Origin of the sequence: Amycolatopsis sp. NPDC026612 (genome assembly GCF_040638285.1) — a bacterium.
Lineage (GTDB): Bacteria > Actinomycetota > Actinomycetes > Mycobacteriales > Pseudonocardiaceae > Amycolatopsis.
Genome location: NZ_JBEZYB010000017.1, coordinates 117,975 through 142,426, shown reverse-complemented (window position 1 = coordinate 142,426; position 24,452 = coordinate 117,975). Strand labels below are relative to the sequence as shown.

General features: G+C 71.7%; 28 protein-coding genes. 26 read left to right on the top strand and 2 right to left on the bottom strand.

Annotation, left to right across the window (positions count from 1 at the left end; translation table 11 throughout):
- Window positions 1–137: 137 nt before the first annotated feature.
- The 13 genes from AB0F15_RS18615 to AB0F15_RS18555 all read left to right on the top strand — a co-directional run bounded on the left by AB0F15_RS18615 (window position 138) and on the right by AB0F15_RS18555 (window position 10,332).
- The gene (locus AB0F15_RS18615; protein WP_360271387.1) at window positions 138–1,481 is read left to right on the top strand and encodes a hemolysin family protein; all 1,344 of its coding nucleotides are present in this window, start codon (window positions 138–140) and stop codon (window positions 1,479–1,481) included.
- Complete coding sequence (locus tag AB0F15_RS18610) at window positions 1,474–1,812, top strand: cytidine deaminase (protein WP_285985077.1); 339 nt, start codon at window positions 1,474–1,476, stop codon at window positions 1,810–1,812. The genes AB0F15_RS18615 and AB0F15_RS18610 overlap by 8 nt, the downstream gene beginning before the upstream one ends.
- Window positions 1,809–2,705 (top strand): GTPase Era, encoded by an 897-nt coding sequence (gene era / locus AB0F15_RS18605; protein WP_360271385.1) that lies wholly within the window; start codon window positions 1,809–1,811, stop codon window positions 2,703–2,705. Before AB0F15_RS18610 ends, era begins: the two co-directional genes overlap by 4 nt.
- Before the next feature lie 189 nt (window positions 2,706–2,894).
- Window positions 2,895–3,260: a CD225/dispanin family protein gene (locus tag AB0F15_RS18600; protein ID WP_360271384.1), complete on the top strand. Its 366-nt coding sequence runs from the start codon at window positions 2,895–2,897 to the stop codon at window positions 3,258–3,260.
- A 26-nt stretch (window positions 3,261–3,286) separates the two neighbouring features.
- Window positions 3,287–3,628 carry a CD225/dispanin family protein gene (locus AB0F15_RS18595; RefSeq protein WP_360271382.1) on the top strand — a complete coding sequence of 114 codons (342 nt, stop codon included), beginning with the start codon at window positions 3,287–3,289 and terminating at the stop codon, window positions 3,626–3,628.
- Window positions 3,628–4,083, top strand: coding sequence for a DUF2752 domain-containing protein (locus AB0F15_RS18590; protein ID WP_360271380.1), 456 nt, complete (start codon window positions 3,628–3,630; stop codon window positions 4,081–4,083). The genes AB0F15_RS18595 and AB0F15_RS18590 overlap by 1 nt, the downstream gene beginning before the upstream one ends.
- Before the next feature lie 183 nt (window positions 4,084–4,266).
- Complete coding sequence (locus AB0F15_RS18585) at window positions 4,267–5,355, top strand: RDD family protein (protein ID WP_360271378.1); 1,089 nt, start codon at window positions 4,267–4,269, stop codon at window positions 5,353–5,355.
- 67 nt (window positions 5,356–5,422) lie between these two features.
- Window positions 5,423–6,280 carry an RDD family protein gene (locus AB0F15_RS18580; RefSeq protein WP_360271376.1) on the top strand — a complete coding sequence of 286 codons (858 nt, stop codon included), beginning with the start codon at window positions 5,423–5,425 and terminating at the stop codon, window positions 6,278–6,280.
- Between the two features lie 90 nt (window positions 6,281–6,370).
- A complete protein-coding gene (gene recO, locus AB0F15_RS18575) occupies window positions 6,371–7,195 on the top strand; it encodes a DNA repair protein RecO (protein WP_360271374.1) in 825 nt (274 codons plus the stop codon).
- 40 nt (window positions 7,196–7,235) lie between these two features.
- Window positions 7,236–8,051, top strand: coding sequence for an isoprenyl transferase (locus tag AB0F15_RS18570; RefSeq protein ID WP_360271372.1), 816 nt, complete (start codon window positions 7,236–7,238; stop codon window positions 8,049–8,051).
- Complete coding sequence (locus AB0F15_RS18565; protein WP_360271371.1) at window positions 8,048–8,473, top strand: YbjN domain-containing protein; 426 nt, start codon at window positions 8,048–8,050, stop codon at window positions 8,471–8,473. The genes AB0F15_RS18570 and AB0F15_RS18565 overlap by 4 nt, the downstream gene beginning before the upstream one ends.
- Window positions 8,474–8,593: 120 nt before the next feature.
- A complete protein-coding gene (locus AB0F15_RS18560; RefSeq protein ID WP_360271369.1) occupies window positions 8,594–9,607 on the top strand; it encodes a permease in 1,014 nt (337 codons plus the stop codon).
- Window positions 9,604–10,332, top strand: coding sequence for a TIGR03943 family protein (locus tag AB0F15_RS18555; protein WP_360271368.1), 729 nt, complete (start codon window positions 9,604–9,606; stop codon window positions 10,330–10,332). Before AB0F15_RS18560 ends, AB0F15_RS18555 begins: the two co-directional genes overlap by 4 nt.
- 31 nt (window positions 10,333–10,363) lie before the next feature.
- Here AB0F15_RS18555 and AB0F15_RS18550 read toward each other — a convergent pair whose 3' ends face one another.
- Window positions 10,364–10,777 (bottom strand): Fur family transcriptional regulator, encoded by a 414-nt coding sequence (locus tag AB0F15_RS18550; RefSeq protein WP_360271366.1) that lies wholly within the window; start codon window positions 10,775–10,777, stop codon window positions 10,364–10,366.
- Window positions 10,777–11,142, bottom strand: coding sequence for a metalloregulator ArsR/SmtB family transcription factor (locus tag AB0F15_RS18545; protein ID WP_360271409.1), 366 nt, complete (start codon window positions 11,140–11,142; stop codon window positions 10,777–10,779). Before AB0F15_RS18545 ends, AB0F15_RS18550 begins: the two co-directional genes overlap by 1 nt.
- A 266-nt stretch (window positions 11,143–11,408) precedes the next feature.
- Between AB0F15_RS18545 and AB0F15_RS18540 the strand changes: the two genes are divergently transcribed.
- The 13 genes from AB0F15_RS18540 to AB0F15_RS18480 all read left to right on the top strand — a co-directional run bounded on the left by AB0F15_RS18540 (window position 11,409) and on the right by AB0F15_RS18480 (window position 24,451).
- Window positions 11,409–12,497, top strand: coding sequence for a hypothetical protein (locus AB0F15_RS18540; protein WP_360271364.1), 1,089 nt, complete (start codon window positions 11,409–11,411; stop codon window positions 12,495–12,497).
- On the top strand, window positions 12,498–13,142 hold the full coding sequence (locus AB0F15_RS18535; RefSeq protein WP_360271362.1) for a class F sortase: 645 nt from the start codon (window positions 12,498–12,500) through the stop codon (window positions 13,140–13,142).
- Between the two features lie 81 nt (window positions 13,143–13,223).
- Window positions 13,224–13,877 carry a class F sortase gene (locus AB0F15_RS18530; protein ID WP_360271407.1) on the top strand — a complete coding sequence of 218 codons (654 nt, stop codon included), beginning with the start codon at window positions 13,224–13,226 and terminating at the stop codon, window positions 13,875–13,877.
- 90 nt (window positions 13,878–13,967) lie between these two features.
- A complete protein-coding gene (locus AB0F15_RS18525; RefSeq protein ID WP_360271360.1) occupies window positions 13,968–15,356 on the top strand; it encodes a glycine--tRNA ligase in 1,389 nt (462 codons plus the stop codon).
- 94 nt (window positions 15,357–15,450) lie between these two features.
- On the top strand, window positions 15,451–16,383 hold the full coding sequence (locus AB0F15_RS18520; RefSeq protein WP_360271358.1) for an ABC transporter ATP-binding protein: 933 nt from the start codon (window positions 15,451–15,453) through the stop codon (window positions 16,381–16,383).
- Window positions 16,380–17,120 (top strand): ABC transporter permease, encoded by a 741-nt coding sequence (locus AB0F15_RS18515; RefSeq protein WP_360271356.1) that lies wholly within the window; start codon window positions 16,380–16,382, stop codon window positions 17,118–17,120. Before AB0F15_RS18520 ends, AB0F15_RS18515 begins: the two co-directional genes overlap by 4 nt.
- Before the next feature lie 16 nt (window positions 17,121–17,136).
- Window positions 17,137–18,342: a sensor histidine kinase gene (locus AB0F15_RS18510; protein WP_360271354.1), complete on the top strand. Its 1,206-nt coding sequence runs from the start codon at window positions 17,137–17,139 to the stop codon at window positions 18,340–18,342.
- A complete protein-coding gene (locus AB0F15_RS18505; RefSeq protein WP_360271352.1) occupies window positions 18,339–18,944 on the top strand; it encodes a response regulator transcription factor in 606 nt (201 codons plus the stop codon). The genes AB0F15_RS18510 and AB0F15_RS18505 overlap by 4 nt, the downstream gene beginning before the upstream one ends.
- Before the next feature lie 32 nt (window positions 18,945–18,976).
- On the top strand, window positions 18,977–19,630 hold the full coding sequence (locus AB0F15_RS18500) for a YdcF family protein (protein WP_360271350.1): 654 nt from the start codon (window positions 18,977–18,979) through the stop codon (window positions 19,628–19,630).
- A 33-nt stretch (window positions 19,631–19,663) separates the two neighbouring features.
- Complete coding sequence (locus AB0F15_RS18495; RefSeq protein ID WP_360271348.1) at window positions 19,664–20,944, top strand: deoxyguanosinetriphosphate triphosphohydrolase; 1,281 nt, start codon at window positions 19,664–19,666, stop codon at window positions 20,942–20,944.
- Between the two features lie 62 nt (window positions 20,945–21,006).
- Window positions 21,007–22,101 carry a serpin family protein gene (locus AB0F15_RS18490; protein ID WP_360271346.1) on the top strand — a complete coding sequence of 365 codons (1,095 nt, stop codon included), beginning with the start codon at window positions 21,007–21,009 and terminating at the stop codon, window positions 22,099–22,101.
- Between the two features lie 2 nt (window positions 22,102–22,103).
- Complete coding sequence (locus AB0F15_RS18485; protein ID WP_360271405.1) at window positions 22,104–23,909, top strand: glycosyl transferase; 1,806 nt, start codon at window positions 22,104–22,106, stop codon at window positions 23,907–23,909.
- A gap of 11 nt (window positions 23,910–23,920) precedes the next feature.
- The gene (locus AB0F15_RS18480) at window positions 23,921–24,451 is read left to right on the top strand and encodes a DinB family protein (RefSeq protein WP_360271345.1); all 531 of its coding nucleotides are present in this window, start codon (window positions 23,921–23,923) and stop codon (window positions 24,449–24,451) included.
- The last annotated feature ends 1 nt before the right edge of the window (window position 24,452 follow it).

The window sequence follows — 24,452 nt, the reverse complement described above, 5'->3', positions numbered from 1 at the left end:
ACTACCTTGTGTCGCGCGTCCCCTAACTCGCCTCCGCACCACCCCCCCCATTGGGGCCTTCGGTGCGTTCAACGCACCCAAGGCCACATTGGGGCGCTTGCCGCCGGCACCCCGAAGCGCGGTACTAGGCGCCAGCCATGGAACAGCTCCTCTTCGCGATCGCGCTCGTCCTCCTGGCGGGTGTGTTCGCGGCGGCCGACGCCGCCATCAGCACCGTGTCGCAAGCCCGGGCCGAAGGCCTCGCCCGGCTCGGGCTGCCCGGCGCCCGCCACCTGGCCGCCGTCGTCGCCGAGCGCCGCCGGCACATCAACCTGCTGCTCCTGCTCCGGCTCGGCTGCGAACTCACCGCGACCGTGCTGGTCACCGTGTTCGTCGGCACCCGCCTCGAGCCGCTCGGCCTCGCCGTGCTGGTCGCCGCGGTTGTCATGGTCGTCGTCAGCTACGTCCTCATCGGCGTCGGCCCCCGCACCCTGGGCCGCCAGCACCCCTACCGCATCGGCCGCTTCGTCGCCGGGCCCGTCCGCGTCCTGGGGTCCGTCCTCGGCCCGCTGTCCCGGCTGCTCATCCTCGTCGGTAACGCCATCACCCCCGGCCAGGGCTTCCGCGAAGGCCCGTTCACCTCCGAGGTCGAGCTGCGCGAGCTCGTCGACCTCGCCCAGGAACGCGGCGTCGTCGAGGACTCCGAACGCGAGATGATCCACTCGGTGTTCGAACTCGGCGACACCGTCGCCCGCGAGGTCATGGTGCCCCGCACCGAGATCGTCTGGATCGAGCGCACCAAGACCGTCCGGCAGGCACTGGCGCTCGCGCTGCGCACCGGGTTCACCCGGCTGCCGGTGATCGACGAGTCCGTCGACGACATCGTCGGCGTCGTCAACATCAAGGACCTCATGGCCGGCTACCTCGACGCCGGCGGACCGGGCACGGTCGTCGGCTCCCGGATGAACCCGGCTTCGTTCGTCCCCGACTCCAAGCGGCTCGACGAGCTGCTCAAGGAGATGCAGCGCTCGCACAACCACATGGCGATCGCCGTCGACGAGTACGGAGGTACGGCGGGCCTGCTCACCATCGAAGACGTCCTCGAAGAGATCGTCGGCGAAATCACCGACGAGTCCGACGCCGACGAACGCCCCGAAGTCGAGGAGCTCGACGACGGCGCCGTCCGCGTGTCGTCCCGGATGAGCGTCGACGACCTGGGCGAGCTGTTCGGCATCGACCTCGAAGACCACGACGTGGAGACCGTGGGCGGGCTGCTCGCGGAGCGACTGGGTAGGGTCCCGCTGCCGGGGGCCGAAGCCGAGGTCGCCGGCCTTCGGCTGTTCGCCGAAGGGGGCAAGGACCGGCGCGGCCGGATGCGGATCACCTCCGTGGTCGTGCACCCGGCCGACGCCGAAGCGATGACGGACCCCGTCGACCGGACGCGCCGCCGCACGCGCCTGCCCCACACCGACGAACGCGACAGGAGCGTCGAACATGCCTGACCTCGAGGCCGAGGACCAGAAGCTGGTCGTCCTCGCCCGGTCCTCGCGAGCCCGCATCCAGGCCCCCGAAGGCGCCGCGGTCCGCGACAGCGACGGCCGCACCTACGCGGCGGGCACGGTCGACCAGCCGTCGTTCAAGCTCACCGCGTTGCAGGCCGCGGTCGCCGCGGCGCTGTCCAGCGGCGCCGAAGGCATCGAAGCCGCCGCCGTCGTCAGCGAAGAGGGACTGCTCAAGGGCGCGTCCGTGCAGGCCGTGCGCGACATCGCGAAGTACGCGCCGATCATCCTCGCCGCCCCCGACGGCACGGTGCTCGAGGTGCGCGAGCGATGACCGAGCACCGTTCCGGCTTCGCCTGCTTCGTCGGCCGCCCCAACGCCGGCAAGTCGACGCTGACCAACGCCCTCGTCGGCACCAAGGTCGCGATCACCTCCAGCAAGCCGCAGACCACCCGGCACGCGATCCGCGGCATCGTCCACCGCGAGGACGCCCAGCTCGTCCTCATCGACACGCCCGGCCTGCACCGGCCGCGCACCCTGCTCGGCGAGCGGCTCAACGACATCGTGCACGCCACCTGGTCCGAAGTGGACGTCGTCGGCCTCTGCGTGCCGGCGAACGAGAAGATCGGCCCCGGCGACAAGTTCATCGCCGCCGAGCTGCAGAAGATCGCGAAGCGTACCCCCGTGATCGGCATCGTCACCAAGACCGACCTCGTCCAGCCCCAGCAGGTCGCCGAACAGCTCCTCGCGCTGCAGCGGGTGATGGACTTCGCCGAGCTGATCCCGGTGTCCGCAGTGGACGGGTTCCAAGTGGACTCGCTGGCGAACCTGCTCGTCGGCAAGCTCCCCGAGGGCCCGCAGCTCTACCCCGGCGGCGAGCTCACCGACGAACCCGAGCAGACCCTGGTCGCCGAGCTGATCCGCGAGGCGGCGCTCGAAGGCGTCCGCGACGAGCTGCCGCACTCGATCGCCGTCACCGTCGAGGAGATGCTGCCCCGCGAAGGCCGCGACGACCTCATCGACGTGCACGCGTTCCTGTTCGTGGAACGGCCCAGCCAGAAGGGGATCATCCTCGGGCACAAGGGCGAACGGCTGCGGGAGGTCGGCGCCGCCGCCCGCAAGAACATCGAGGCGCTGCTCGGCTCGAAGGTCTACCTCGACCTGCACATCAAGGTGGCCAAGGAGTGGCAGCGCGACCCTCGCCAGCTGCGCCGGCTGGGCTTCTGACCGGCGCTTTCCCCCGCCGGGGGAGGATCAGCGGAATTCCTGGTCTCGATTCGGTCGCGGCGGGATGAAACGCCGGACGCGTGCCCACGCCGCCCCCTACAGTCGCGGCTTCGACCACATCGCGGCCGATCGGGGCGGCAGCGGATCCGGTGGTCGTCTCTGGAGCACGACGAAGGGGAACAACCGATCATGACCGATAGCCAGGGCATGCCCAATTACCCCGGCGACCAGCCGAACCAGCCCGGCGGGCAGCCGAACTACCCCGGCGGGCAGCCGGGTGGCTACCAGCCGGGCCCGCCCCCGAGCAACCACCTCGTGTGGGCCATCTTGTCGCTGCTGTGCTGCTGGCCGCTCGCCATCGTCGCGATCGTGCAGGCCGCGAAGGTGAACGGGCTGTGGGCGCAGGGGCAGACCGCCGCCGCCCAGCAGGCCTCCGCAGCCGCCAAGAAGTGGGCGATCATCGCGGCGTCCATCGGTGTCGTCCTGAACGTGCTGGTGATCATCCTCTACGCCGCGGGGGTCTTCACCACGCAGGTGACCACGTCGCCATACTGACGTAGCCGAGCAGCAGGAGGATCCCGGTGACCGACCAGTACCCGCCGTACCCGCCCCCGGGCGGGCCGCCACCCGGCTACGGCTACGGCTACCCGCCGAACTACGGGCCGCCACCCGACAACAACATGGTGTGGGCGGTCCTGAGCACGGTGCTCTGCTGCCTGCCCTTGGGTGTGGTGGCGATCGTGAAGTCGAGCCAGGTGCAGTCGCTGTGGTTCCAGGGTTTCCACGCCGAGGCGCGGAAGGCCGCCGATGACGCCCGGAAGTGGGCGATGTGGTCGGCCATCGCGATCGGGATCCTCCTGCTGCTCTACGTGATCATCTTCGTGGTCGTGCTGGGCGTCGGCTTGTCCGCGGGCGGGCGGTAGTGACCGCCCCGACCGTCTACACGGGAATCCCCGCCCGCGGCACCCGGGAGAAGCTGCGGGCGCTGGGGCCACCCCTCGCGGCCGTCGCCGGGCTGGGTGTGTGCAGCGTGGCCGTCTGGGTCGGCGACCCGACCACCCCGGGCGGGTTCCTGCCCGTCTGCCCGACCAAGGCGCTGTTCGGCATCGACTGCCCGGGGTGCGGCGGCATGCGGATGGCGTACAGCGTGATGCACGGGGACATCCCCGCCGCCCTGCACTACAACGCCGTGTCGTTCGTCTTCGTGCTGCTGCTCGGCTGGAGCATGGCCGCGTGGACCCTCGGGCGCCTGCGCGGCCGCGCGATGAGCAGCTGGCTGCACTGGCGCTGGGCGCCCCTCGTGTTCGGGGTGGTGTTCATGGTCTGGTTCGTCATCCGCAACCTGCCGTTCGCCCCGTTCACCGGCCTGCACGTCTGATCGGGACGGGCGGGAACCGGTGCGCCGCGCGCCGCGTCGGACCGCGCATGCGGTTCACCCGGACAGCTGAAGCCTGGGCGGCGCGGCCGGAGGCGAACCGAGTACGCTCCCGCCGACCGTGCCGCACATCCGGACGGTTCCGCACGGGGCGTGCGGGCGAGTGATCAGCGAGGGGGAGACCCAATGACCGATCCCTACGGTCAGCAGTCCTTCGGGCAGCAGCCCGGTGGCCAGCAACCGTTCGGGCAGCCGCAGCCGGGCCAGGCGCCGTACGGGCAGCCTTCGCCGTACGGTCAGCAGGCTCCGTTCGGGCAGCAGGCGCCGTACGGTCAGCAGCAGGCACCCTACGGGCAGCAGGGCGCTCCCTTCGGCCCGCCGCGGAACTACGCGAACTGGGGACAGCGCGCCGGCGCCCTCCTGATCGACATCTCGCCGGTGCTGGTCATCGACCTCCTGGCGCTCGTGGTGACGGCCAGCGGTGCACAGGGCTTCGGCGCCGCGCTGTACGGCCTCGGCGCGCTCGCCGGCCTCGGCTGGACCATCTACAACCGGTGGATCCAGCAGGGCAACACCGGTCAGTCGCTGGGCAAGCGCGTCCTCGGGATCAAGCTGATCTCGGAACACACCGGGCAGCCGATCGGCGCCGGCTCGGCGTTCCTGCGCGACCTCTGCCACATCGTCGACAACCTGCCCTGCTACATCGGCTACCTGTGGCCGCTGTGGGACGACAAGAGCCAGACCTTCGCGGACAAGATCCTCAACACCGTCGTGGTGCCGGCCGACGGTGCGCCCTCGACCGGCCAGGCGCCGTTCGGCCAGCCCGGCGCGCAGCCGTTCGCCGGCGGCTACCCGCCGCCGGGGCAGCAGCCCGGCCAGTTCGGCCAGCCGCCGTCCGGTGGCTACCCGCAGCAGCCGCAGTCCGGGGGCTTCGGCCAGCCCACCCCGGGCGGTTTCCCGCAGCAGCAGCAGCCGTCTTCCGGCGGCTTCGCCCAGCCGTCGCAGCCGAGCGGTTTCGGCCAGCAGCCGCAGCCGGGTGGGTTCGGCCAGCAGCCGAGCCAGCCGGGCACCCCGCCGCCGGGTGGCTCTCCCTTCGGTGAGGTCGAGCGCACCCAGATGCTCCGCCCGGAATCCGGGAGCGGGTCCGCCTTCGACGAGCAGGCCGAGCGCACCCAGATGCTGCGCCCGGAGGCCCAAGGCGACGCCGGGCAGACGCAGAAGATCGAGCCGGGCCAGTTCGGGCAGCAGCCGAACGACCAGCCGCCGCACCACTGACCGACTTCCGTGACACCGCCGGGGGAATCCCGGCGGTGTCACCCGAGCAACGGGGGCAAGAGGCTCCATGACCGATCCCTACGGCCGGCAGCCGTGGCCGGGTCAGGCGCAGGCACCGTACGGACCCCAGGGCAACCAGTTCGGCCCGCCGCGCTACTACGCCAACTGGGGCCGGCGCGCTCTCGCCTACCTCATCGACTTCGCCCCGGTCATCGTGACCTACCTGATCGCCGGGCTCTCCGTGGCGACCGAGCGGCGCTGGGAAGAGTCACTGGTGCCCGCCGCCGTGATCGTCGTGATCGTCTGGCTCGGCTGGTCGATCTTCAACCGGTGGTACCTGCAGGGCAAAACCGGTCAGTCACTCGGCAAGCGGGTCGCGAAGATCAAGCTCGTCCGCGCGGACACCGGGCAACCCACCGGCTTCGGCGTGGCGTTCGTGCGCGACATCGCGCACGTCGTCGACAACGTGATCTGCTACCTCGGCTGGCTGTGGCCGTTGTGGGACGAAAAGTCGCAGACGCTCGCGGACAAGATGGCCGGCACGGTCGTGATCACCCTCGAGGGCGCGGGCGCCGCACCCTTCGGGCCGGGCGCCGCGCAGCCGTTCGGTCACCCGGCGCCGGGCCAGCAGCCCGGCCAGTTCGGCCCGCCGCCGTCGCCGTCCGGTGGTTTTCCGCAGCAGCAGACGGGTGGGTTCCCCCAGCACCAGACAGGCGGGTTCCCGCAGCAGCCCCAGCAACCTCCGCAGCCGCAGTCGGGCAGCTTTCCGCAGCAGCCCCAGCAGCCCCAGCCCGGCGGTTTCGGCCAACCCGCGCCGGGAGGCTTCGGCCAGCTGCCGCAGCCCGGCGGGTTCACCCAGCCGCCGCCCGGGGGCTTCGGTCAGCCGCCCGCGCAGCACCCGGGGCAGCAGCCGCCGCAGTACTAGCGCGACCGGCGGCACCGCCCGGCGGAAGCCGTCGCCGCCGAACCCGGGCCGGTCCACCCCGGCGTCGCCCGGAAGTGGGACGATGTCGGGGTGGTGAACCTCTACCGCGACACCGGGGTGGTGTTGCGCACGCACAAGCTGGGTGAAGCCGACCGGATCGTCACCCTGCTGACCCGGCGGCACGGCAAGGTCCGCGCCGTGGCGAAGGGCGTGCGGCGCACCTCGTCGCGCTTCGGGGCCCGGCTGGAGCCGTTCGGCCACGTCGACGTGCAGTTCTACACCGGGCGGACGCTCGATGTCATCACCCAGGTCGAGACCGTCGACGCGTTCGCGCTGCCGCTGGTCGCCGACTACCAGCGCTACACCACGGCCAGCGCGATCGCCGAAACCGCGGACCGGCTCTCGGCCGAAGAGGGCGAGCCGGTGCTCAAGCTGTACCTCCTCGTCGTCGGCGCGCTGCGGTCGCTCGCCGCGGGGGAGCGGGACGCCTCCCTCGTGCTCGACGCCTTCTTCCTCCGCGCGATGTCCTACGCCGGCTGGGCGCCCGCGCTCACCGAATGCGCCCGCTGCGGCCTGCCGGGCCCGCACAAGGCGTTCAGCATCGCCGCGGGCGGCTCGATGTGCCAGGACTGCCGGATCGCCGGCTGCGTGCACCCGGCCCCCGAGGTCCTGGACCTGCTCACCGCGTTGCTGCACGGCGAATGGCCGCTGGCCGAGTCGACCCTGCCGGGCACCCGCCGCGACGCGAGCGGCCTGGTCGCGGCGCACCTGCAGTGGCACCTGGAGCGGCAGCTGAGGTCCCTTCCCCTGGTCGAGCGACGCGCCCGGGAGGCGGTGGTGATATCCGGGGCTTCGCCCCAGGCCGGAGCCTCCGCCCCCCGAACCCCCGACAGACAGGTGGTGCCCGGGCAGTAGGGTCGGGCCTGATCGGTTCACCCATCCAGGGAGGCACGCAGTGCTGCGCAGGGGACGCGAGAACAAGGCGTCGCGATCCGAGCTGCGGGCGCCGGATCCGCACCCGTCGGGCGCGAAGCCACCGGAGATCCCGCGCGAGCTGGTGCCCAAGCACGTCGCGCTGGTCATGGACGGCAACGGCCGCTGGGCCAACCAGCGCGGCCTGCCGCGGATCGAAGGTCACAAGCGCGGCGAAGCGGTGATGATCGACGTCGCGGCCGGCGCGGTCGAGATCGGCGTCAAGTGGCTCTCGGTGTACGCGTTCTCGACCGAGAACTGGAAGCGCAGCCCCGAAGAGGTGCGGTTCCTGATGGGCTTCAACCGCGACACCATCCGCCGCCAGGTCGACTACCTCGGCTCGATCGGCGTGCGCATCCGCTGGGCGGGACGGCGGCCGAAGCTGTGGGCGTCGGTGATCAAGGAACTGCAGGCCGCCGAAGAGAAGACCAAGCACAACACGGCGTTGAACATGACGATGTGCGTCAACTACGGCGGCCGCGCCGAGCTGGGCGACGCGATGCAGCGGATCGCCCGTGACGTCGCCGACGGGAAGCTGAACCCGGACAAGGTGAACGAGAAGACGATCGGGAAGTACCTGTACCAGCCGGACATGCCGGACGTGGACCTGTTCCTCCGGCCCTCGGGTGAGCAGCGGACGTCGAACTTCCTGCTGTGGCAGTCGGCCTACGCCGAGATGGTCTACCAGGACACGCTGTTCCCGGACTTCGACCGGACCCACCTGTGGCGGGCCTGCCTGGAATTCGCGAAGCGGGATCGCCGCTTCGGTGCCGCCGTCGACCAGGCGGCTTCTTCGTGAGCGCCACCGAAGCGGCCGAAACGGCGGAGCTGCTGACGCAGGCGAAGGATGCTCTCGAGCGCTACCTCGAAGTCCACGTCGACGACGACGGCGCGCTGACCTTCTCCCACGGTGGCGTGCCGTGCGTGATCCAGGCGACCCGGCTCGGCGAGGGGCTCACGGTGCTCACCCTGACCTGCGTGGTCGGCTGGGACCTGGCGGACGCACCCGAACTGTCGATCGCCGTCGCCGAGCGCGCGGGGCAGGGGCTGTTCGGGACGCTCGGAGTCGGGCATTCGGACAACGGGGTGGACGTGACCCTGCGGTACGCGTTCCCGGCGGCCGGTCTGGACGCGGCGGCGCTCGGGACGTTGCTGATGCTGGTGGTGTCGACGGCGTCGCAGCTGCGGACCGATCTGCCCGGAATCGTGCCCGGCGACTGACCCGATCGGGGTGGACATTCCGCCGCGAACGGAGGATTCACGGCCGAAACGGACCGTGATCCTCCGTTCGCACCCCGTGCGGGTCCCGGGGTGCCGGACCGCACTGGCATCATCGCCCTCGTGAACATCGTTTCCGAAACCGAGGCCGAGCCCGGCCGGCGCACGCGCCGGTTCCGGATCAGCTCGGTCGAGGTGCTGTGCGCGATCCTGCTGATCGCGATCCTCGCCCAGGGCTGGCTGCAGCAGCTGTTCGACGTGCCCGCGCTGCGCACCGGGTCGACCGTGTTCGTCGCCGTCTGCGTGCAGGCCCTGCCGTTCCTCGTGCTGGGCGTGCTCATCAGCGGCGCCATCGCCGCGTTCGTGCCCGCCCGCGTGCTGGAGAAGGTGCTGCCCCGCCGGGCCGGTGCGGCCGTCGGCGTCGCCGGGCTGGCCGGGGTCGCGCTGCCGGGCTGTGAATGCGCTTCGGTGCCGGTCGCGCGGCGGCTGATGGGGCAGGGCGTGGCTCCGGCCGCGGCGCTGACGTTCCTGCTCGCGGCGCCGGCGGTGAACCCGGTGGTGCTGGTCGCCACCGCGGTCGCGTTCCCCGGCAAGCCGGAGATGGTGCTGGCGCGGTTCGCCGGCTCGCTCGCCACGGCGATGGTGATGGGCTGGCTGTGGGCCCGCTGGGGCAAGCTCGGGTGGATCGCCGAGCGCGCGCTGCGGCGCCTGCCCGACGTGGCGGGCGGTCAGCGGTGGCGCGTGTTCGCCGAGACCGCGCGGACCGACCTGGTCGAGGCCGGCGGCTTCCTGGTACTGGGCGCGCTGATCTCGTCGGCGCTGAACGTGCTGGTGCCGGCGAAGTGGTTCGGCGTCCTCGGCGACCAGCTGGTGCTGGGGATCGTCGTGATGGCCGTGCTCGCGGTGGTGCTGGCGCTGTGCAGTGAGGCGGACGCGTTCGTCGCGGCGTCGCTGACGGCGTTGCCGCTGCTGCCGAAACTGGTGTTCCTGGTCGTCGGCCCGGCGGTGGACGTCAAGCTGTTCGCCCTGCAGGCCGGCACGTTCGGCCGGTCGTTCGCGGTGCGGTTCTCGCCCGTGACGTTCGTGGTGGCGGTGGCCTGTGCGCTCGTCGCCGGAATCCTGGTGGGAGTCGCGTGAAACGGGAAACCCAGAACATCCTGCTGATCCTGCTCGGCGGCGCGCTGGTCAAGATCGCGGTCAACGGCGACTACCTGCGGTACGTCAAACCGGCGCAGCAGCCGTGGATCATCACGGGCGGCGCGGTGATGGTGCTGCTGGGCGCGGTCGCGATCGTCCGCGACCTCGTGGCGGCGCGGGCGTCGGCGTCCCTCGGCCACGGTGGCCACGGTGGCCACGCGCACTCGGCGCGTCCGGCGTGGTTGCTGCTGGTGCCGGTGCTGGCGGTGTTCCTGGTCGCCCCGCCGGCACTGGGCGCCGACTCGGTGATCCGCTCGGAGGCCCGGGTCCCGGCGAGCGCGGCCTCGGCGACCGCGGCGGCGTTCCCCCCGCTGCCCGCTGGGGCGGTGGTGCCGTTGACGGTGAACGAGTTCGTCAGCCGCGCGGGCTGGGACGCGGCGGGGACGCTCGACGGCCGCACGGTTTCCCTGACGGGCTTCGTGGTGCACACGGAAGGCAGCACACTGCTGGCCCGTCTGGTGATCAGCTGCTGCGCGGCGGACGCGTTCCCGGTGACGGTCCGCCTCCGCGGCGGCGAAGCGGACCACCTGGCGAGCGACGCCTGGATCCAGGTGACGGGCCAGGTGGTCCCGGGCACGGCAACGAAGACGAACAGCTACACACCGGACTTCACCCCGGCTTCGCTGACCACGGTCCCCGCTCCGAAGGACCCATACGAGTACTGACGCTCCAGCCGATCCGGGCGACCGCCCGCGGTCAGTGCTCGGCGCAGGTGCCGGTGATCTCCACCGTGTGCGAGATCTCCGAGAAACCGTGCTCCGCCGCGATCTTCTCCGCCCAGCGCTCGACGGCCGGGCCCTCGACCTCCACCGTGCGGCCGCACAGGCGGCACACCAGGTGATGGTGGTGGTGGGCCGAGCAGCGGCGGTAGATCGCCTCGCCGGAGTCCGTGCGCAGCACGTCGATCTCGCCGGCCTCCGACAGGGACTGCAGCGTGCGGTACACCGTCGTCAAGCCGATGCCGTCGCCGCGTTTGCGCAGTTCGTCATGAAGTTCCTGGGCGGAGCGGAAGTCGTCGATCGTGCTCAGCAGCTCGACGACCGCGGACCGCTGCCGGGTGGATCGGCGCCCGGGCACCGGGGCCTGGCTGCGCGACGCGGCGGGGTTCATCACTTTCCTTCCTGCACGTGGGCGACGGCGTCGACCACGATGTGCGCCAGGTGGTCGTCGGCGAGCCGGTAGACGACCTCGCGGCCGCGACGCTCGCCCTGGACCACCCCGGCCGTCTTCAGCACCCGCAGGTGCTGGCTGATCAGCGGCTGCGCCACGTCGAGGGCGTCCACCAGCTCGTGGACGCACCGGTCGGCCGCGCGCAGCTGCAGCACGATCGCGATCCGGACCGGTGCCGCCAGCGCGCGCAGCAGGTCACCCGCGTCGGTCAGCACCGACGGCGACGGGTGCGCCGGCGCCACCGGGGACGCCGGGGGGCACTCCGCGAGCCCCGGCTGGGGGTCACTCCCGGTCACCGCCGCCATTCCCGCCTCCACGCTGCCGGTCGCACCGCCTGCGACCATGAATTCCGTAGTCATTGCCGATAACGGTCCGGCCCATCCTAGTGTTCCCTCGTCCGGGACCTCCGCCTCGGCGCCGAGCTGCGAGGTTCGGCCGGTCGTATTACCCCGTTCGGGTGAGTTCGTGGGATATTGGCTCCGTGGCTTCGCATGTCGTGGCCGACGGTGCAAGGTGGTCGCGGAGCGTTTCGCACGCTGGCGACCCGCCCCGAGCAGAGCAGTGGGGAGACATGAGGCGTTTCGTGACGAAGGCGGCCGCGCTGACGGTCGTGGTGTTCCCGCTGGTCGGAGCTGGTGTCGCCGCGGCGCAGACCCAGGCGGTCGACGAGAAGACGGGGCCGGTCTCGTTCGCGAACATCGCGTCGGTGCGGATCGGGGACGAAGGCCAGCACGGGGGCGCCCTGATCACCGAAACGCAGCGCTCGCCGCTGCTGCCCGGCCAGTCGAAGCTCGGCACCGACCGCGTCTCGGTCCCCAAGGACAACGGCGAACGGGCCACCTTCGGCGGGCACTACCAGATCGACCTCGGCCGCTACAGCGCGTCACAGGACCCGTACCCGGCGGGCATCGCGAGCCGGGACCACAACGTCTTCGCCGCCTTGCAGGCCACCACCGTGCCCACCGCCGTCGCGGAGACGAACTACGCGCTGCGGGACAACTGGCAGGGCGGCACCAAGCCGGCCGACAACACCGTGCTCGTGCTGGAAGGCGCCAAGACGTCGGTGGACTGCACCGGCCCGGCGAAGCTGTCCGGCACCTCGTCGGTGGCCCGGCTGTGGGTGCGCCAGGCCGACGGCGCGCTCGGGATCGTCCCGATGCCCGGCGGCAACGCCGGTCTGCAGCTGAAGAACCTGCGGCTCGGCCCGCCCGGCGACATCACGAACGCCGACCGCGCGACCACCGTCTCCGACCTCAAGCTGACCCGCGTCGCCGCCTTCGACCAGCTGATCCGCCAGGACGGCTGGCGCGGGGGCGACTTCACCGCCGTCGCCGGCTGGCGGGCCGAGATCACCACCCACGTCAAGGACGCCCAGGGTGCCGCGCTGCAGGACGTGCGGACCACCATCGTCCTCGGCGGGGTCAGCTGCTCGGTGCCGAAGGGGTTCGTCGCGAAGACCGCCACCCCCGCGGGCGGCACGACCGCCACGCAGGCCGCCGTGCCGACGCAGGTCCCGGCCGGCTACCTGGGCGCGGCCGCGCCCGCCACCGGCGGTGACGGCTCCCGGGTCCCGCTCGGCATCGGCCTGCTCTTCGGCGGGGTGTTCTTCGCCGCGGTCGCCCTCCTGCTGGGCAGGCGGCGCCGGAGCGGGACGGACTAGGTGCTGCGCACCGCGCTGGCCGCTCTCGCGGCGGCGCTGGCCGTGGCGGCCTTCGCCGCCGGGATCGTCGTCCTGACCTGGCTGCCGCCGTCAGCCACACCGCCGCCGGCGGCGGCCCCTCCGCCGGGCGCGCTGCCGGGGGAGAACGCCGCCCCGGCCGTGCTCCCCGCGGACAGCGAGTCCGCCGCCCAGCAGCGGCCGGGCACGGTCCGGCTGCCCGACGGCGCCACCGTCCGGCTGGTCCGCACCGAACTCACCGACACGGGCGTGCTGCCGATCCCGCGCGGCCTCGGCGACGCCGCCTGGTGGGGCGCCAAGCTGGGCGCGGCCCAGGGAGCGGCGCTGCTGTCCGGGCACGTGAACTGGGAGGGGCGGCGCGGGCCGTTCGACGAGCTGTGGCGCATGCGCGACGGTGACGAGGTGAGCGTCGTCGACGCGCGCGGCGGCCGGTGGGTCTACCGCGTCGACGACGTCGTCACGCTGCCCAAGGAGACGCTGCCAGCCCAGGCCGCCCGGTGGTTCGGGCAGGACGGCCCGCACCGGCTGGTGCTGGTGACCTGCGGGGGCGACTACGTCGGCGGCACCGAGGGCTACGCCGAGAACCGCCTGGTCACGGCCAGGCTGGTGACGCGCCCCACCGGCTGACCGATCTTCGGTGCAACCTCCTGCGCCCCTCGCGGCATGCCTGTCGGTGCACTGGCCACGACAGCGAAGGAGCACAAGCACATGCAGGACCGGAATCCGGAGGAGCCGAAGAAGAGCTCCGGCCGCTGGTGGATCGTCGCCGTCGCCGGGGCCTTCGTGGTCGCGGCGCTGGTCGTGACCCTGCTCGTGTTCACCGGAAAGGATGAAGCCGCCGTCGCGAACGGCACGGGGGCGCCCGTTCCGGCCGCGAACCAGCCGGCGTCGCAGAGCACCCGGCAGGACACCGGCAGTGACCCCGCGCGGCTGTCCCTGCCCGGCGGCGGCACCGCGAAGCTGGTCCAGGAGGACCTGGACGCCGCGGGTGCGCTGAAGATCCCGGAGGGGCTCGACGAGGCCGCCTGGTGGGGCGCCAGGCTGGGGGCCGACCACGGCGTCGCGCTGCTGTCCGGGCACGTGAACTGGAAGGGCAAGAAGGGCCCGTTCAACGAACTCTGGCAGGTCAAGCAGGGGCAGGAGGTCAAGCTGACCGACGCCGCGGGCGCCAGCTGGGTGTACCGGATCGACGCCACGGAGACCGTGCACAAGTCGGACCTCGCCGGCCGGTCCGAGCAGCTGTTCGACCCGGACGGGCCGCACAAGCTGCTGCTGGTCACTTGCGGCGGCGAGTACGTCGGCGGCAGCGAGGGCTACGAGGACAACCGCGTCGTGACGGCGTCGCTGGTCTCCCGGCCGTAGGCTCACCTGCGCGAAAAGGAGTGGGCCCCGGCGGATACCCTGGACGTTCTAGTCCGATGAACCGTCCCCGCAAGCTTTTCGGAGCGTGGAGTGCCCACGAACACCATTGAGAAGATCATCAGCCTGTGCAAGCGCCGTGGTTTCGTCTTCGCCAGCGGAGAAATCTACGGCGGCACCCGCTCTGCGTGGGACTACGGGCCGCTCGGGGTCGAGCTCAAGGACAACATCAAACGCCAGTGGTGGAAGACCGTGGTGCAGGGCCGCGACGACGTCGTCGGCCTCGACTCCTCGGTGATCCTGCCGCGCCAGGTGTGGGTGGCTTCGGGGCACGTCAACGTGTTCACCGACCCGCTGATCGAGTGCCTGTCGTGCCACAAGCGGTTCCGCGCCGACCAGCTCGCCGAGGAGTTCGCGGCGCGCACCGGCAAGGAGACCAGCGAGGACGACCTGTCCGAGGTGCCGTGCCCGAACTGCGGCACGCGCGGCAAGTACACCGCGCCGCGGGACTTCAACATGATGCTGAAGACCTACCTCGGCCCGGTGGAGTCCGAAGAGGGCCTGCACTACCTCCGCCCGGAGACCGCGCAGGGCATCTTCGTGAACTTCTCCAACGTCCAGCAGACGACGCGGAAGAAGCCGCCGTTCGGCATCGGCCAGATCGGCAAGTCCTTCCGCAACGAGATCACGCCGGGCAACTTCATCTTCCGGACGCGCGAGTTCGAGCAGATGGAGATGGAGTTCTTCGTCGAGCCGGGTGAGGACGAGACCTGGCACCAGTACTGGATCGACGAGCGCACGAAGTGGTACACCGACCTCGGCATCAAGGCCGACAACCTGCGCCACTTCGAGCACCCGAAGGAAAAGCTCTCGCACTACGCGAAGCGGACCGTCGACATCGAGTACCGGTTCGCGTTCAACGCGGGCCAGGAGTGGGGCGAGCTCGAGGGCATCGCCAACCGCACCGACTTCGACCTGACCACGCACTCGAACCAGTCGGGTCAGGACCTGTCGTTCTTCGACCAGGCCTCGGGTCAGCGGTACCGGCCGTTCGTCATCGAGCCGGCGGCCGGTGTCGGCCGCTCGATGATGGCGTTCCTGGTGGACTCCTACGTCGAGGAAGAGGTGCCGAACGCCAAGGGCGGCACCGACACCCGCGTGGTGCTCAAGCTCGACCCGCGGCTGTCGCCGTTCAAGGTCGCGGTGCTGCCGCTGTCGCGCAACGCCGACCTGACCCCGAAGGCCAAGGAAGTCGCGGCCACCCTGCGCAAGCACTGGAACGTCGACTTCGACGACGCCCAGGCGATCGGCCGCCGCTACCGCCGTCAGGACGAGATCGGCACGCCGTACTGCGTCACGGTCGACTTCGACTCGCTCGAGGACCAGGCCGTGACGGTGCGCGAGCGCGACTCGATGTCGCAGGAGCGCGTCGCGATCGACAAGCTGGAGTCCTACCTGGCGGGCCGCCTGCTCGGCTGCTGATCCACCCGGGGCCCGGGTACCCCTGACACCTGTCACGGTCAGGTCGTGACGCACGGTCTGGGGACCCGGGCCTTCCGGGCGGCAGCCTGGAGGCATGCGAGAAACAGACATCCAGGCGGTGGCGGCGGGGGCCGCGGTTCACCTCACCGGCCTGCGGAAGCACTACGGCGAAGTCCACGCGGTCGACGGCGTCGACCTGACGATCGCCCCGGGCGAGGTGGTCGCCCTGCTCGGCCCGAACGGTGCGGGCAAGTCCACCACCGTCGACATGATCCTCGGCCTGACCAGCCCCGGCGACGGCGAAGTGCGCGTGTTCGGGCGCAAGCCGATCGACGCCGTCCGCGACGGCCTGATCGGCGCGATGCTGCAGGGCGGCGCCCTGATGGACGACCTGACCGTCGGCGAGACCGTCGGCATGGTCGCGGCGCTGCACCGCAAGCCGATGCCGGTGGCCGAGGCTCTGCGCGCCGCCGGTGTCGAGGAGCTGGCCGGCCGCCGCGCGAACAAGCTCTCCGGCGGGCAGAAGCAGCGGGTGCGCTTCGCCGTCGCGCTGGTCAGCAACCCCGATCTGCTCATCCTCGACGAGCCGACCGCGGCGATGGACGTCGGCACCCGGCGCGAGTTCTGGCGGTCGATGTACTCGTTCACCGAGTCCGGGCGCACGGTCCTGTTCGCCACGCACTACCTCGAAGAGGCCGAGGAGTTCGCCGACCGGGTGGTGCTGATGCGCCGCGGCCGGATCGTCGCCGACGGGAGCGTCGCCGAGGTCCGCGCGCTGGCCGGCGGACGCACCCTGCGCGCGGCCGTCCCCGGCGCCACCGAGGCGGTCATCGCCGCGCTGCCCGGCGTCAAGGAGTTCGAGCTGCGCGGCGACCGCGTCGCCATCTCCAGCGCCGATTCCGACGCCACGCTGTGGGCGCTCAAGGCGGCGCTCCCGGCCGTGCACGACGTCGAAATCAGCGCCATCGGTCTCGAAGGCGCCTTCCTCTCCCTGACCGCCGACGAGACCCCGGAGTCCGTGCGATGAACGCCACCTACCTGTTCACCGAGATCCGCCGGAACTTCCGCGCCCCGCGGTTCCTGGTCTTCGTGATCGCGTTCCCGGTGCTCATGTTCCTGTTGCAGGCCAGTGTCTTCGTGAAGGCGAGCGACCCGCAGCACGCGGAGTTCGCGGCCATCGTGATGATCAACATGATGACCTTCGGCGCGTTCGCCGCCGCCAACACCAGCGGTGGCAGGCTCGCCCTGGAACGCGCGCTCGGCTGGCAGCGGCAGCTGCGGCTTACTCCGCTGACCGGCTTCGGCTACCTCGGCGGCAAGGCGCTGTCCGGGATGCTCGTCGGGCTCCCCGCGCTGATCCTGGTGCCACTGCTGGCCGTGACCGTCGAAGGCGTGCACCTGGACGCGGCCGGCTGGGTCCGGATCTTCCTCGGCGTCTTCCTCGGCACGCTCCCGCTGGTGCTGCTCGGCTTGCTGATCGGGCAGTTCGGCACGCCGGACTCGATGCAGCCGATCAGCATGATCGTCACCCTCGGCATGGGTTTCCTCGGCGGTCTGTGGATCCCGATCGAGACGATGCCGGGCTGGATGCACGACGTCGCCCAGATCATGCCGACGTACTGGGTGCTGCAGGTGGCCCGGCCCGCGGTGACCAGCGACATGGTGGTCTCGCTGCCCACGGCGGCGGGTGTGCTTGGGGCGTGGACGGTCGTGCTCGGGGCGCTGGTGATCAGGCGATACCGTAAGGACAGTGCCCGCGTCTGAGGGCTGGAGGGGAAAAATGGCCGAGGACGACGTGAGCCGGAAGTACGGGCTGGGCACGAAGGAAACGTGGTGGGAGGACCCGCCGGTCAACCGCGGCCGAAGCGGGCCGGACAAGTTCCGGTGGCCGGTCCTGTCGATCGTGTTCACCCTGCCTTACCTCATCCCGGTGACGAAGAGGCTGCTGGCCGTGGACCGGGTGACGCCCGGTGTGGTGGTGCTGTGGGTGCTCGTCTACGGCGTCGCTGTCTCGTACGCGCTCTTCCCGGTGGCGTTCGACCGCAGCCGCCCGTTCCGGTTCGCCTACAGCGTGTGGATGCTCGTCCTCGGCCTCGCCGTGGTCGCCGCGGCGGACACCAGCCCGTTCGTCATGCTCTACGGCACCGCGGCGCTGGTGTTCCTGCTGCCGCTGGTCTGGGTGGTGCTCCTCGACGGCGCGGCACTGCTGCTCGGCGCCGGGATCCTGCTGCTGGACGGCCGGTTCGGCGACAACTTCGGCGATCTGATCACCGTCGGTTCGGTGACGATGGCGATGTTCTTCATGTCCAGCCTCGTCCGCGCGATCCGCCGGCTGCAGCAGGCCAACGAGGAGATCGCCACGCTGGCCGTGGCGAACGAGCGGGAGCGACTGGCCCGCGACCTGCACGACCTGCTCGGGCACAGCCTCACCACGATCACCGTCAAGGCGGGGCTGGCCCGGCGGGTGCTGGAGACCGCCGGGGACATCCCGCGCGCCGTCGAAGAGATCCGGGAGGTCGAAAGCCTCACCCGCAGTGCGCTCTCCGACGTCCGCGCGACCGTGTCGGCGAACCGGGAGGTGTCGCTGTCGGTGGAGCTCGTCGGGGCCCGGGCCGCGCTGCGGGCGGCGGAGATCGACGCCGACCTGCCGCACGCCGTCGACAACGTCCGGCCGGAATTCCAGAACCCCTTCGGCTACGTGCTGCGCGAAGCCGTGACGAACGTGCTGCGGCACTCCGGGGCCAAGCGCGTGCGCGTGCGGCTGGGCGGCAACTGGCTGGAGATCGAGGACGACGGCACCGCCACCGACGTCGTCGCGGGCAACGGCCTGCGCGGGCTGTCCGAGCGGCTGGCCGGGGTGGGGGGCACCGTGCGGACGTCGGTCCGGCCCGGGGGAGGATTGGTCGTGCGGGCGGAGATCCCGCTGCGCGAACCGAGCCCGGCCGCCCCGGCCGTGCGCGCCGAACCCGCGGGAGGACTCGCTTGATCCGGGTGCTGCTGGCCGACGACCAGGCCATGGTCCGCGGGGCCCTGGCCACCGTGCTGGGCCTCGAGAACGACATCGAAGTGGTCGGTCAGGTCGGCTCGGGCGACGAGGTGGTGGCCGCCGCTCGCGAGGCCCGGCCGGACGTCGCCCTGCTGGACGTCCAGATGCCGGGCAAGGACGGCCTGGAGGCCGCGGCCGACCTGCGGGCCGCGCTCCCGTCGTGCCGGGTGATCATCTGCACGACGTTCGGCCGTCCCGGCTACCTCGCCCGCGCGATGGCGGCGGGCGCGGCCGGGTTCGTCGTCAAGGACGCCCCGCCGGAGCAGCTCGTCGAAGCCGTCCGGCGAGTCCACAGTGGACTCCGGGTGGTGGACCCGGCGCTGGCCGCCGAGTCCCTCGCCACCGGTGCCAGCCCGCTGACCGGGCGGGAGCGGGATGTGTTGCGGGAAGCCAAAGACGGCAGCACGGTGGCCGACGTCGCCCGCGCGCTGCACCTGTCGGAGGGCACCGTCCGCAACCATCTGTCCGCCGCGATCGGCAAGACCGGGGCGCGCACCCGGGCGGAAGCGGTCCGGGTCTCGGAAGAGCGCGGCTGGCTCTGAGCGGCCGGTGGCCTTCTGACAAGATGGGCCGGGTGGGTACCGCTGAACGCACGAAACCGTCGCGGGCGAGCTGGGCGCGCCGGATCGCCTTCGGCACGGTCCTCATGCTGCTGGCGCTCGTCGGCGGTACGGCGTTCCGCGTGTGGCAGGTCGCCCGCGAGAACGACCGGACACCCGCCGACGTCATCGTGGTGCTGGGCGCGGCCCAGTACAACGGCAAGCCGTCGGACATCTACGCCGCCCGGCTGGAGAAGGCCAAGCAGCTCTACGACGCGGGCGTCGCGAAGATGATCGTCACCGCGGGCGGCAAGAAGGCCGAGGACAACTTCACCGAGGCCAGGGCCGGCCAGCTCTGGCTGACCCGGCGCGGCGTGCCGGCGTCGGCGACGCTCGCCGTCGGCGAAGGCAGTGACACGCTGCGGAGCCTGCGCGCGGTCGCCCAGCAGGTCGAAGCCCGCGGCTGGCGGACGGCGGTGCTGGTCAGCGACCCGTGGCACTCCTTCCGCGCCCGGACGATGGCCGGCGACCTCGGCCTGGACGCCTGGACCGCGCCGACGCACAGCGGGCCGATCGTCCAGGAGCGCGTCACCCAGGTGCGGTACATCGTCCGCGAGACCGGCGCGCTGCTGTACTACCGGCTGACCAAGACCCCGGCCGACGACCTGTTCGCCACCTTCCTGGGCTGAGATTTTGTCGGTCCGCCCGCTTAAGCTGGCCGGGTGAACGACGGTTACACCGAGCACGACACCGCCCGCCTGCTGCCGGAGCCGGCGAAGGGCGCGGCGCTGCCCGGCGCCCGGGCGGACGGGCGCAGTGCGTTCTCCCGCGATCGCGCCCGGGTGCTGCACTCCGCCGCGCTGCGCCGGCTCGCCGGCAAGACCCAGGTGGTCGGGCCGGGGGAGGGCGCCGAGGTCACCGGCGTCCCGCGCACCCGGCTGACGCACTCGCTGGAAGTCGCCCAGATCGGCCGTGGCATCGCCGAAGAGCTGGGCGCCGACCCGGACCTGGTCGACACCGCGGGGCTGGCGCACGACATCGGGCACCCGCCGTTCGGGCACAACGGCGAGCGCGCGCTCGACGAGGTCGCCGCCGCGTGCGGCGGGTTCGAGGGCAACGCGCAGACGCTGCGCATCCTCACCCGGCTGGAGCCCAAGCTCCTCTCCGCCGACGGCGACCCGGTGGGGCTCAACCTGACCCGCGCCTGCCTGGACGCGACCACGAAGTACCCGTGGCCGCGCAAGCCGGGGCAGGTGAAGTACGGCGTGTACGGCGACGACGTCCCGGTGTTCGAGTGGTTCCGTTCGGGGGCGCCTGCCGAGCAGACCTGTCTGGAGGCCCAGATCATGGACTGGGCCGACGACGTCGCGTACTCGGTGCACGACGTCGAAGACGGGGTGCTGGCGGGCCGGATCAAGCTGCGCGTGCTCGCCCATCCGGACGAGCGCGCGGCCGTCGCCGAGGCCGCCGCCAAGCACTTCTCCGGCCAGTCGGTGTCCACTTTGGAGGATGCGGCGGCGGAACTGCTGGCGCTGCCGGTGGTGGCGGCACTGGCGTCGGCCGAGCCGGACGGTTCGCCGAGCGCCCAGGTCGCCCTCAAACGGCTGACGAGCGAGCTGGTCGGCCGCTTCACGACGGCAGCGGTCACCGGCACGCGCGAAAAGTTCGGCGAGGGCCCGCTCAGCCGCTACCGGGCCCGCCTGTGCGTCCCCGACCAGGTAGCGGCGGAGGTGGCCCTGCTGAAAGCGCTGGCCCTGCGGTACGTCATGAGCGACCGGCGGCGCCTGGCGATGCAGGAGGGCCAGCGCGAGCTGCTCGCCGAGCTGGTCCACGCGCTCGCGCGGCGCGCCCCGGAGTCGCTCGACCCGCTCTTCGTCCCGGCCTGGAACGCGGCCGAGGACGACGCCGGCCTGCTCCGGGTGGTGGTCGACCAGGTCGCTTCGCTCACCGACGCCCAGGCCCACGCCTGGTACTCCTGGCACGTCACCCGCCTGCACCGGTGAGCAGCCGGTGGGCGCTGTAAACAGTCATTCACGGCGTTCGCCGTTCCGGTAGTCTCGCCCGCATGGCCACGGACAGCCACCTCCGGTTCGCTCTCGCCGTCCAGTCGGCCCTCGGTGCCGGGGGCGGGAACACCTGCTTTTCGCCGTATTCCGTGGCCAGTGCGCTGACCCTCGCCGCGCTCGCCGCCCGGGGACGCACCCGGGACGAGCTGGTCGCGCTGCTCGGTGACCCGGCTGAGCAGGCCGTCCTGCTGCGGGACGCCGCCCGGCTCGCCGAAGAGGCGCAGAGCAAGGAACAGCCCGAGCTGGCCGTCGCCAACACGCTGTGGGCGGACGACCGGCTGCCGCTCGAGGACTCTTTCAAGGCCGAGCTCGCCGGGTGGCCCGGGGCGGCCGTCGCGAGCGCGCCGTTCGAGAAGGAACCCGAAACCGCCCGCGCACTGATCAACGACGACGTCGGCCGCACCACGCGCGGACTGATCCCGCAACTGCTGCCGCCCGGCTCGATCGACTCCGACGTCGCCGCCGTGCTGGTCAACGCGCTGTACCTCAAGGCCGCCTGGAAACTGCCCTTCCGCGAGGCGAACACCAGCGACGCGCCGTTCCACGCACCGTCCGGCACCCGCGACGTCCCGACCATGTGGCTGGGCGAGAGCGTCGGTCATGCGCACGCCGGCGGCTGGCAGGCGGTGCAGCTGGCTGCGGCCGGTGGCTTGCAGGCCGTGGTGCTGCTGCCCGACGGCGACCTCGCCGAAGCCGAGGCTGCGCTCGAGGCGGCGTCGCTGACGAGCCTGCTCGGCGAAATCCGCTTCAAGCGCGTGGAACTCGCGCTTCCCAAGGTTTCGCTCGACGTGGCCAGCTCGCTGACCGGCGTGCTGCGCGGCCTCGGCGTGCGCACGGTGTTCACCGATGAAGCCGACCTGAGCGGGCTCTCCCCGGACCCGCGGCTGACCGTGTCCGAGGTGCTGCACCAAGCGGTGCTGCGCGTCGACGAACAAGGGTTCGAGGGGGCGGCGGCCACCGCGCTGACCATGCGCCTCACCTCGATGATGATCGACGACCCGGTCGCCGTCACGGTGGACCGGCCGTTCCTGCTGCTGGTCCGGCACGCCGGTACCGGGGCGCTCCACTTCCTCGCCAGGGTGGTCGAACCGTGAGCTTGAAGTCCGAAGCCGTCCCCGAGCTGGTCCCGCCCGCTCCGGAGCCGCCGGCAGGCCCGAAGCGCTGGGCGTGGCCGGACTCCGCGATCGCCGGCGGGTTCCTGCTGTTCACGATCCTGCTCTACAACGGGCTGTGGTTCGACCTCAAGCGCGGCTACCTCTGGAACGGCGCGGCCGACCAGAGCCAGTGGGAGTGGTACTCGACGGTCGTCGCGAAGTCCGTCCTGCACTTCCAGAACCCGTTCACCACGGACCTGCAGAACTACCCGCTCGGCGTCAACATGGCGGCCAACGCGGCGATGTTCGGCCTGAACATCCCCCTGGCGCCCCTCACGCTCACCTTCGGCGCGACCCTGACGTGGGCGATCGTGCTCACCGCCGGCCTCGCCGGCACCGCATTCGGCTGGTACTGGGTCTTCTCCCGCCACCTGGTCCCCAACCGGACGGCGGCCGCGATCGGCGGCGCGTTCTGCGGCTTCGCGCCGCCGATGATCTCGCACGGGAACGCGCACCCCAACTTCGTCGTGCTGTTCGTGCTGCCCTTCATCGCGCTCAAGACGATCCAGATCGCGCACAACGAACGCCCGGTGCGCAACGGCATCGTGCTCGGCCTGCTCGTCGCGTGGCAGATCCTGCTGGGCGAAGAGCCGTTGATGATCTTCGCGCTCACCTTCCTCGTGTTCGTGATCGCGTACCTGATCCCGCACCGCGCGGAAATCCGCGGCATGCTGGCGCCGCTGGCCAAGGGCGTCGGCATCGGCGCGGTCGTCGCCCTGCTGATCGCCGGATTCCCGTTGTACTGGCAGTTCTTCGGCCCGCAGAGCTTCCACTCGCTCTTGCACGGCTCGGCGGGCAACGACACGGCGGCGTTCACGCGCTTCGCGACGCAGTCGATCGCCGGCGCGCCCGAGGCGGCGGCGGACGTGTCGATGAACCGCACCGAGGAGAACGCGTTCTTCGGCTGGCCGCTGATCGTGCTCGTGGTGGTGCTCACGGTCTGGCTGTGGCACGACGTCGTTTCGCGGGCGCTCGCGATCACGACGTACGTGATGGCCCTCCTTTCGCTGGGCGTCGAGATCACGGTGGCCCACGAGGACACCGGCCTCGCCGGCCCGTGGAAGTGGCTGGGTCAGCTGCCGCTGCTCGACTCGCTGCTCGAATCGCGGCTCGCGATGGGCTGCATCCCGGTGGTGGGGGCACTCCTGGCGATCGCGACGCACCGCGTCTGGACGGCGGCGGCCGAGCAGCCGGCGCCGCTCGACGGCAAACCCCCGTTCCCGCTGCGGATGATCTGGATCGGCGCGATCGTGGCGGTGCTGCTCCCGATCGCCCCGACGGAGCTGGTGACGCACCAGCGCCCCCTCTCGCCGCCGTTCTTCGCCGACGGGATCTGGCGGCAGTACGTCGCTCCCGGCGGGTCGCTGGTGCCGGTGCCGCTGCCGAGCACCGGGGAGGCCGAGCCGCTGCACTGGCAGGTCGACGCGGGCCTCGGCTACCCGATGCCGGAGGGCTACTTCGTCGGCCCCACGTCCCCGGACGACCGCAGCGGCCGGTACGGCGCCGTCCCGCGGCCGACGTCGGACCTGTTCGCCCAGGTCGAGCGCACCGGCCAGGCCGCGGAGGTCACGGAGGCGGACCGCACCCAGGCGCTCGCGGACCTGCGGTACTGGAACGCGGACGTGCTCGTGGTCGGGCCGCGCCAGAACCAGGAAGCGCTGAAGTCCACTGTGGAGCTGCTGCTGCGCAAACCGGCGGAGTTCGTCGGCGGGGTGTGGATCTGGGACGTCCGTCCGATGACGACGTAGAGTCGGTTTCCGTGACCATCACGGACGAACAGGGCCGTCCCGAACCGCCTCTCGACGGGGACGAAGCCACCACGCTCCTCGACTTCCACCGCGCGACGCTGGCCTGGAAGTGCGCCGGGCTGGACGCGGCGGACCTGCGCGCGGCTCACCCGCCGTCCGAGCTGACGCTCGGCGGCCTGCTCAAGCACCTGGCCTACGTGGAGGACCACTGGTTCTCCTACGTGCTGGCCGGCCGCGAGCGGGCAGCCCCGTTCGACGCGGTCGACTGGACGGCCACGCCCGACTGGGACTGGGACTCCGCCGCGGACGACACCCCGGAGCGGCTGCGCGAACTCTGGGAGGACGCCGTCGAGCGCTCGCGGGCGGTGGTCGGGGAAGCGCTGGCGAACGGCGACCTCGCGCAGCGGGCCCGGCGTGCTCGGCTGGACGGAAGTACGCCCAGCCTGCGCTGGATCGTCGTTCACATGGTCGAGGAGTACTGCCGGCACAACGGCCACGCCGACCTCATCCGCGAGTCGATCGACGGCAGCGCGGGGGAGTAGC

Bases quoted from the DNA above. Each gene is read 5' to 3' on its own strand.
- AB0F15_RS18615 (WP_360271387.1), top strand. From the start codon at position 138: ATGGAACAGCTCCTCTTCGCGATCGCGCTCGTCCTCCTGGCGGGTGTG.
- AB0F15_RS18610 (WP_285985077.1), top strand. From the start codon at position 1,474: ATGCCTGACCTCGAGGCCGAGGACCAGAAGCTGGTCGTCCTCGCCCGG.
- era (WP_360271385.1), top strand. From the start codon at position 1,809: ATGACCGAGCACCGTTCCGGCTTCGCCTGCTTCGTCGGCCGCCCCAAC.
- AB0F15_RS18600 (WP_360271384.1), top strand. From the start codon at position 2,895: ATGACCGATAGCCAGGGCATGCCCAATTACCCCGGCGACCAGCCGAAC.
- AB0F15_RS18585 (WP_360271378.1), top strand. From the start codon at position 4,267: ATGACCGATCCCTACGGTCAGCAGTCCTTCGGGCAGCAGCCCGGTGGC.
- AB0F15_RS18580 (WP_360271376.1), top strand. From the start codon at position 5,423: ATGACCGATCCCTACGGCCGGCAGCCGTGGCCGGGTCAGGCGCAGGCA.
- AB0F15_RS18550 (WP_360271366.1), bottom strand. From the start codon at position 10,777: ATGAACCCCGCCGCGTCGCGCAGCCAGGCCCCGGTGCCCGGGCGCCGA.
- AB0F15_RS18545 (WP_360271409.1), bottom strand. From the start codon at position 11,142: ATGGCGGCGGTGACCGGGAGTGACCCCCAGCCGGGGCTCGCGGAGTGC.
- AB0F15_RS18540 (WP_360271364.1), top strand. From the start codon at position 11,409: ATGAGGCGTTTCGTGACGAAGGCGGCCGCGCTGACGGTCGTGGTGTTC.
- AB0F15_RS18530 (WP_360271407.1), top strand. From the start codon at position 13,224: ATGCAGGACCGGAATCCGGAGGAGCCGAAGAAGAGCTCCGGCCGCTGG.
- AB0F15_RS18520 (WP_360271358.1), top strand. From the start codon at position 15,451: ATGCGAGAAACAGACATCCAGGCGGTGGCGGCGGGGGCCGCGGTTCAC.
- AB0F15_RS18515 (WP_360271356.1), top strand. From the start codon at position 16,380: ATGAACGCCACCTACCTGTTCACCGAGATCCGCCGGAACTTCCGCGCC.
- AB0F15_RS18510 (WP_360271354.1), top strand. From the start codon at position 17,137: ATGGCCGAGGACGACGTGAGCCGGAAGTACGGGCTGGGCACGAAGGAA.
- AB0F15_RS18490 (WP_360271346.1), top strand. From the start codon at position 21,007: ATGGCCACGGACAGCCACCTCCGGTTCGCTCTCGCCGTCCAGTCGGCC.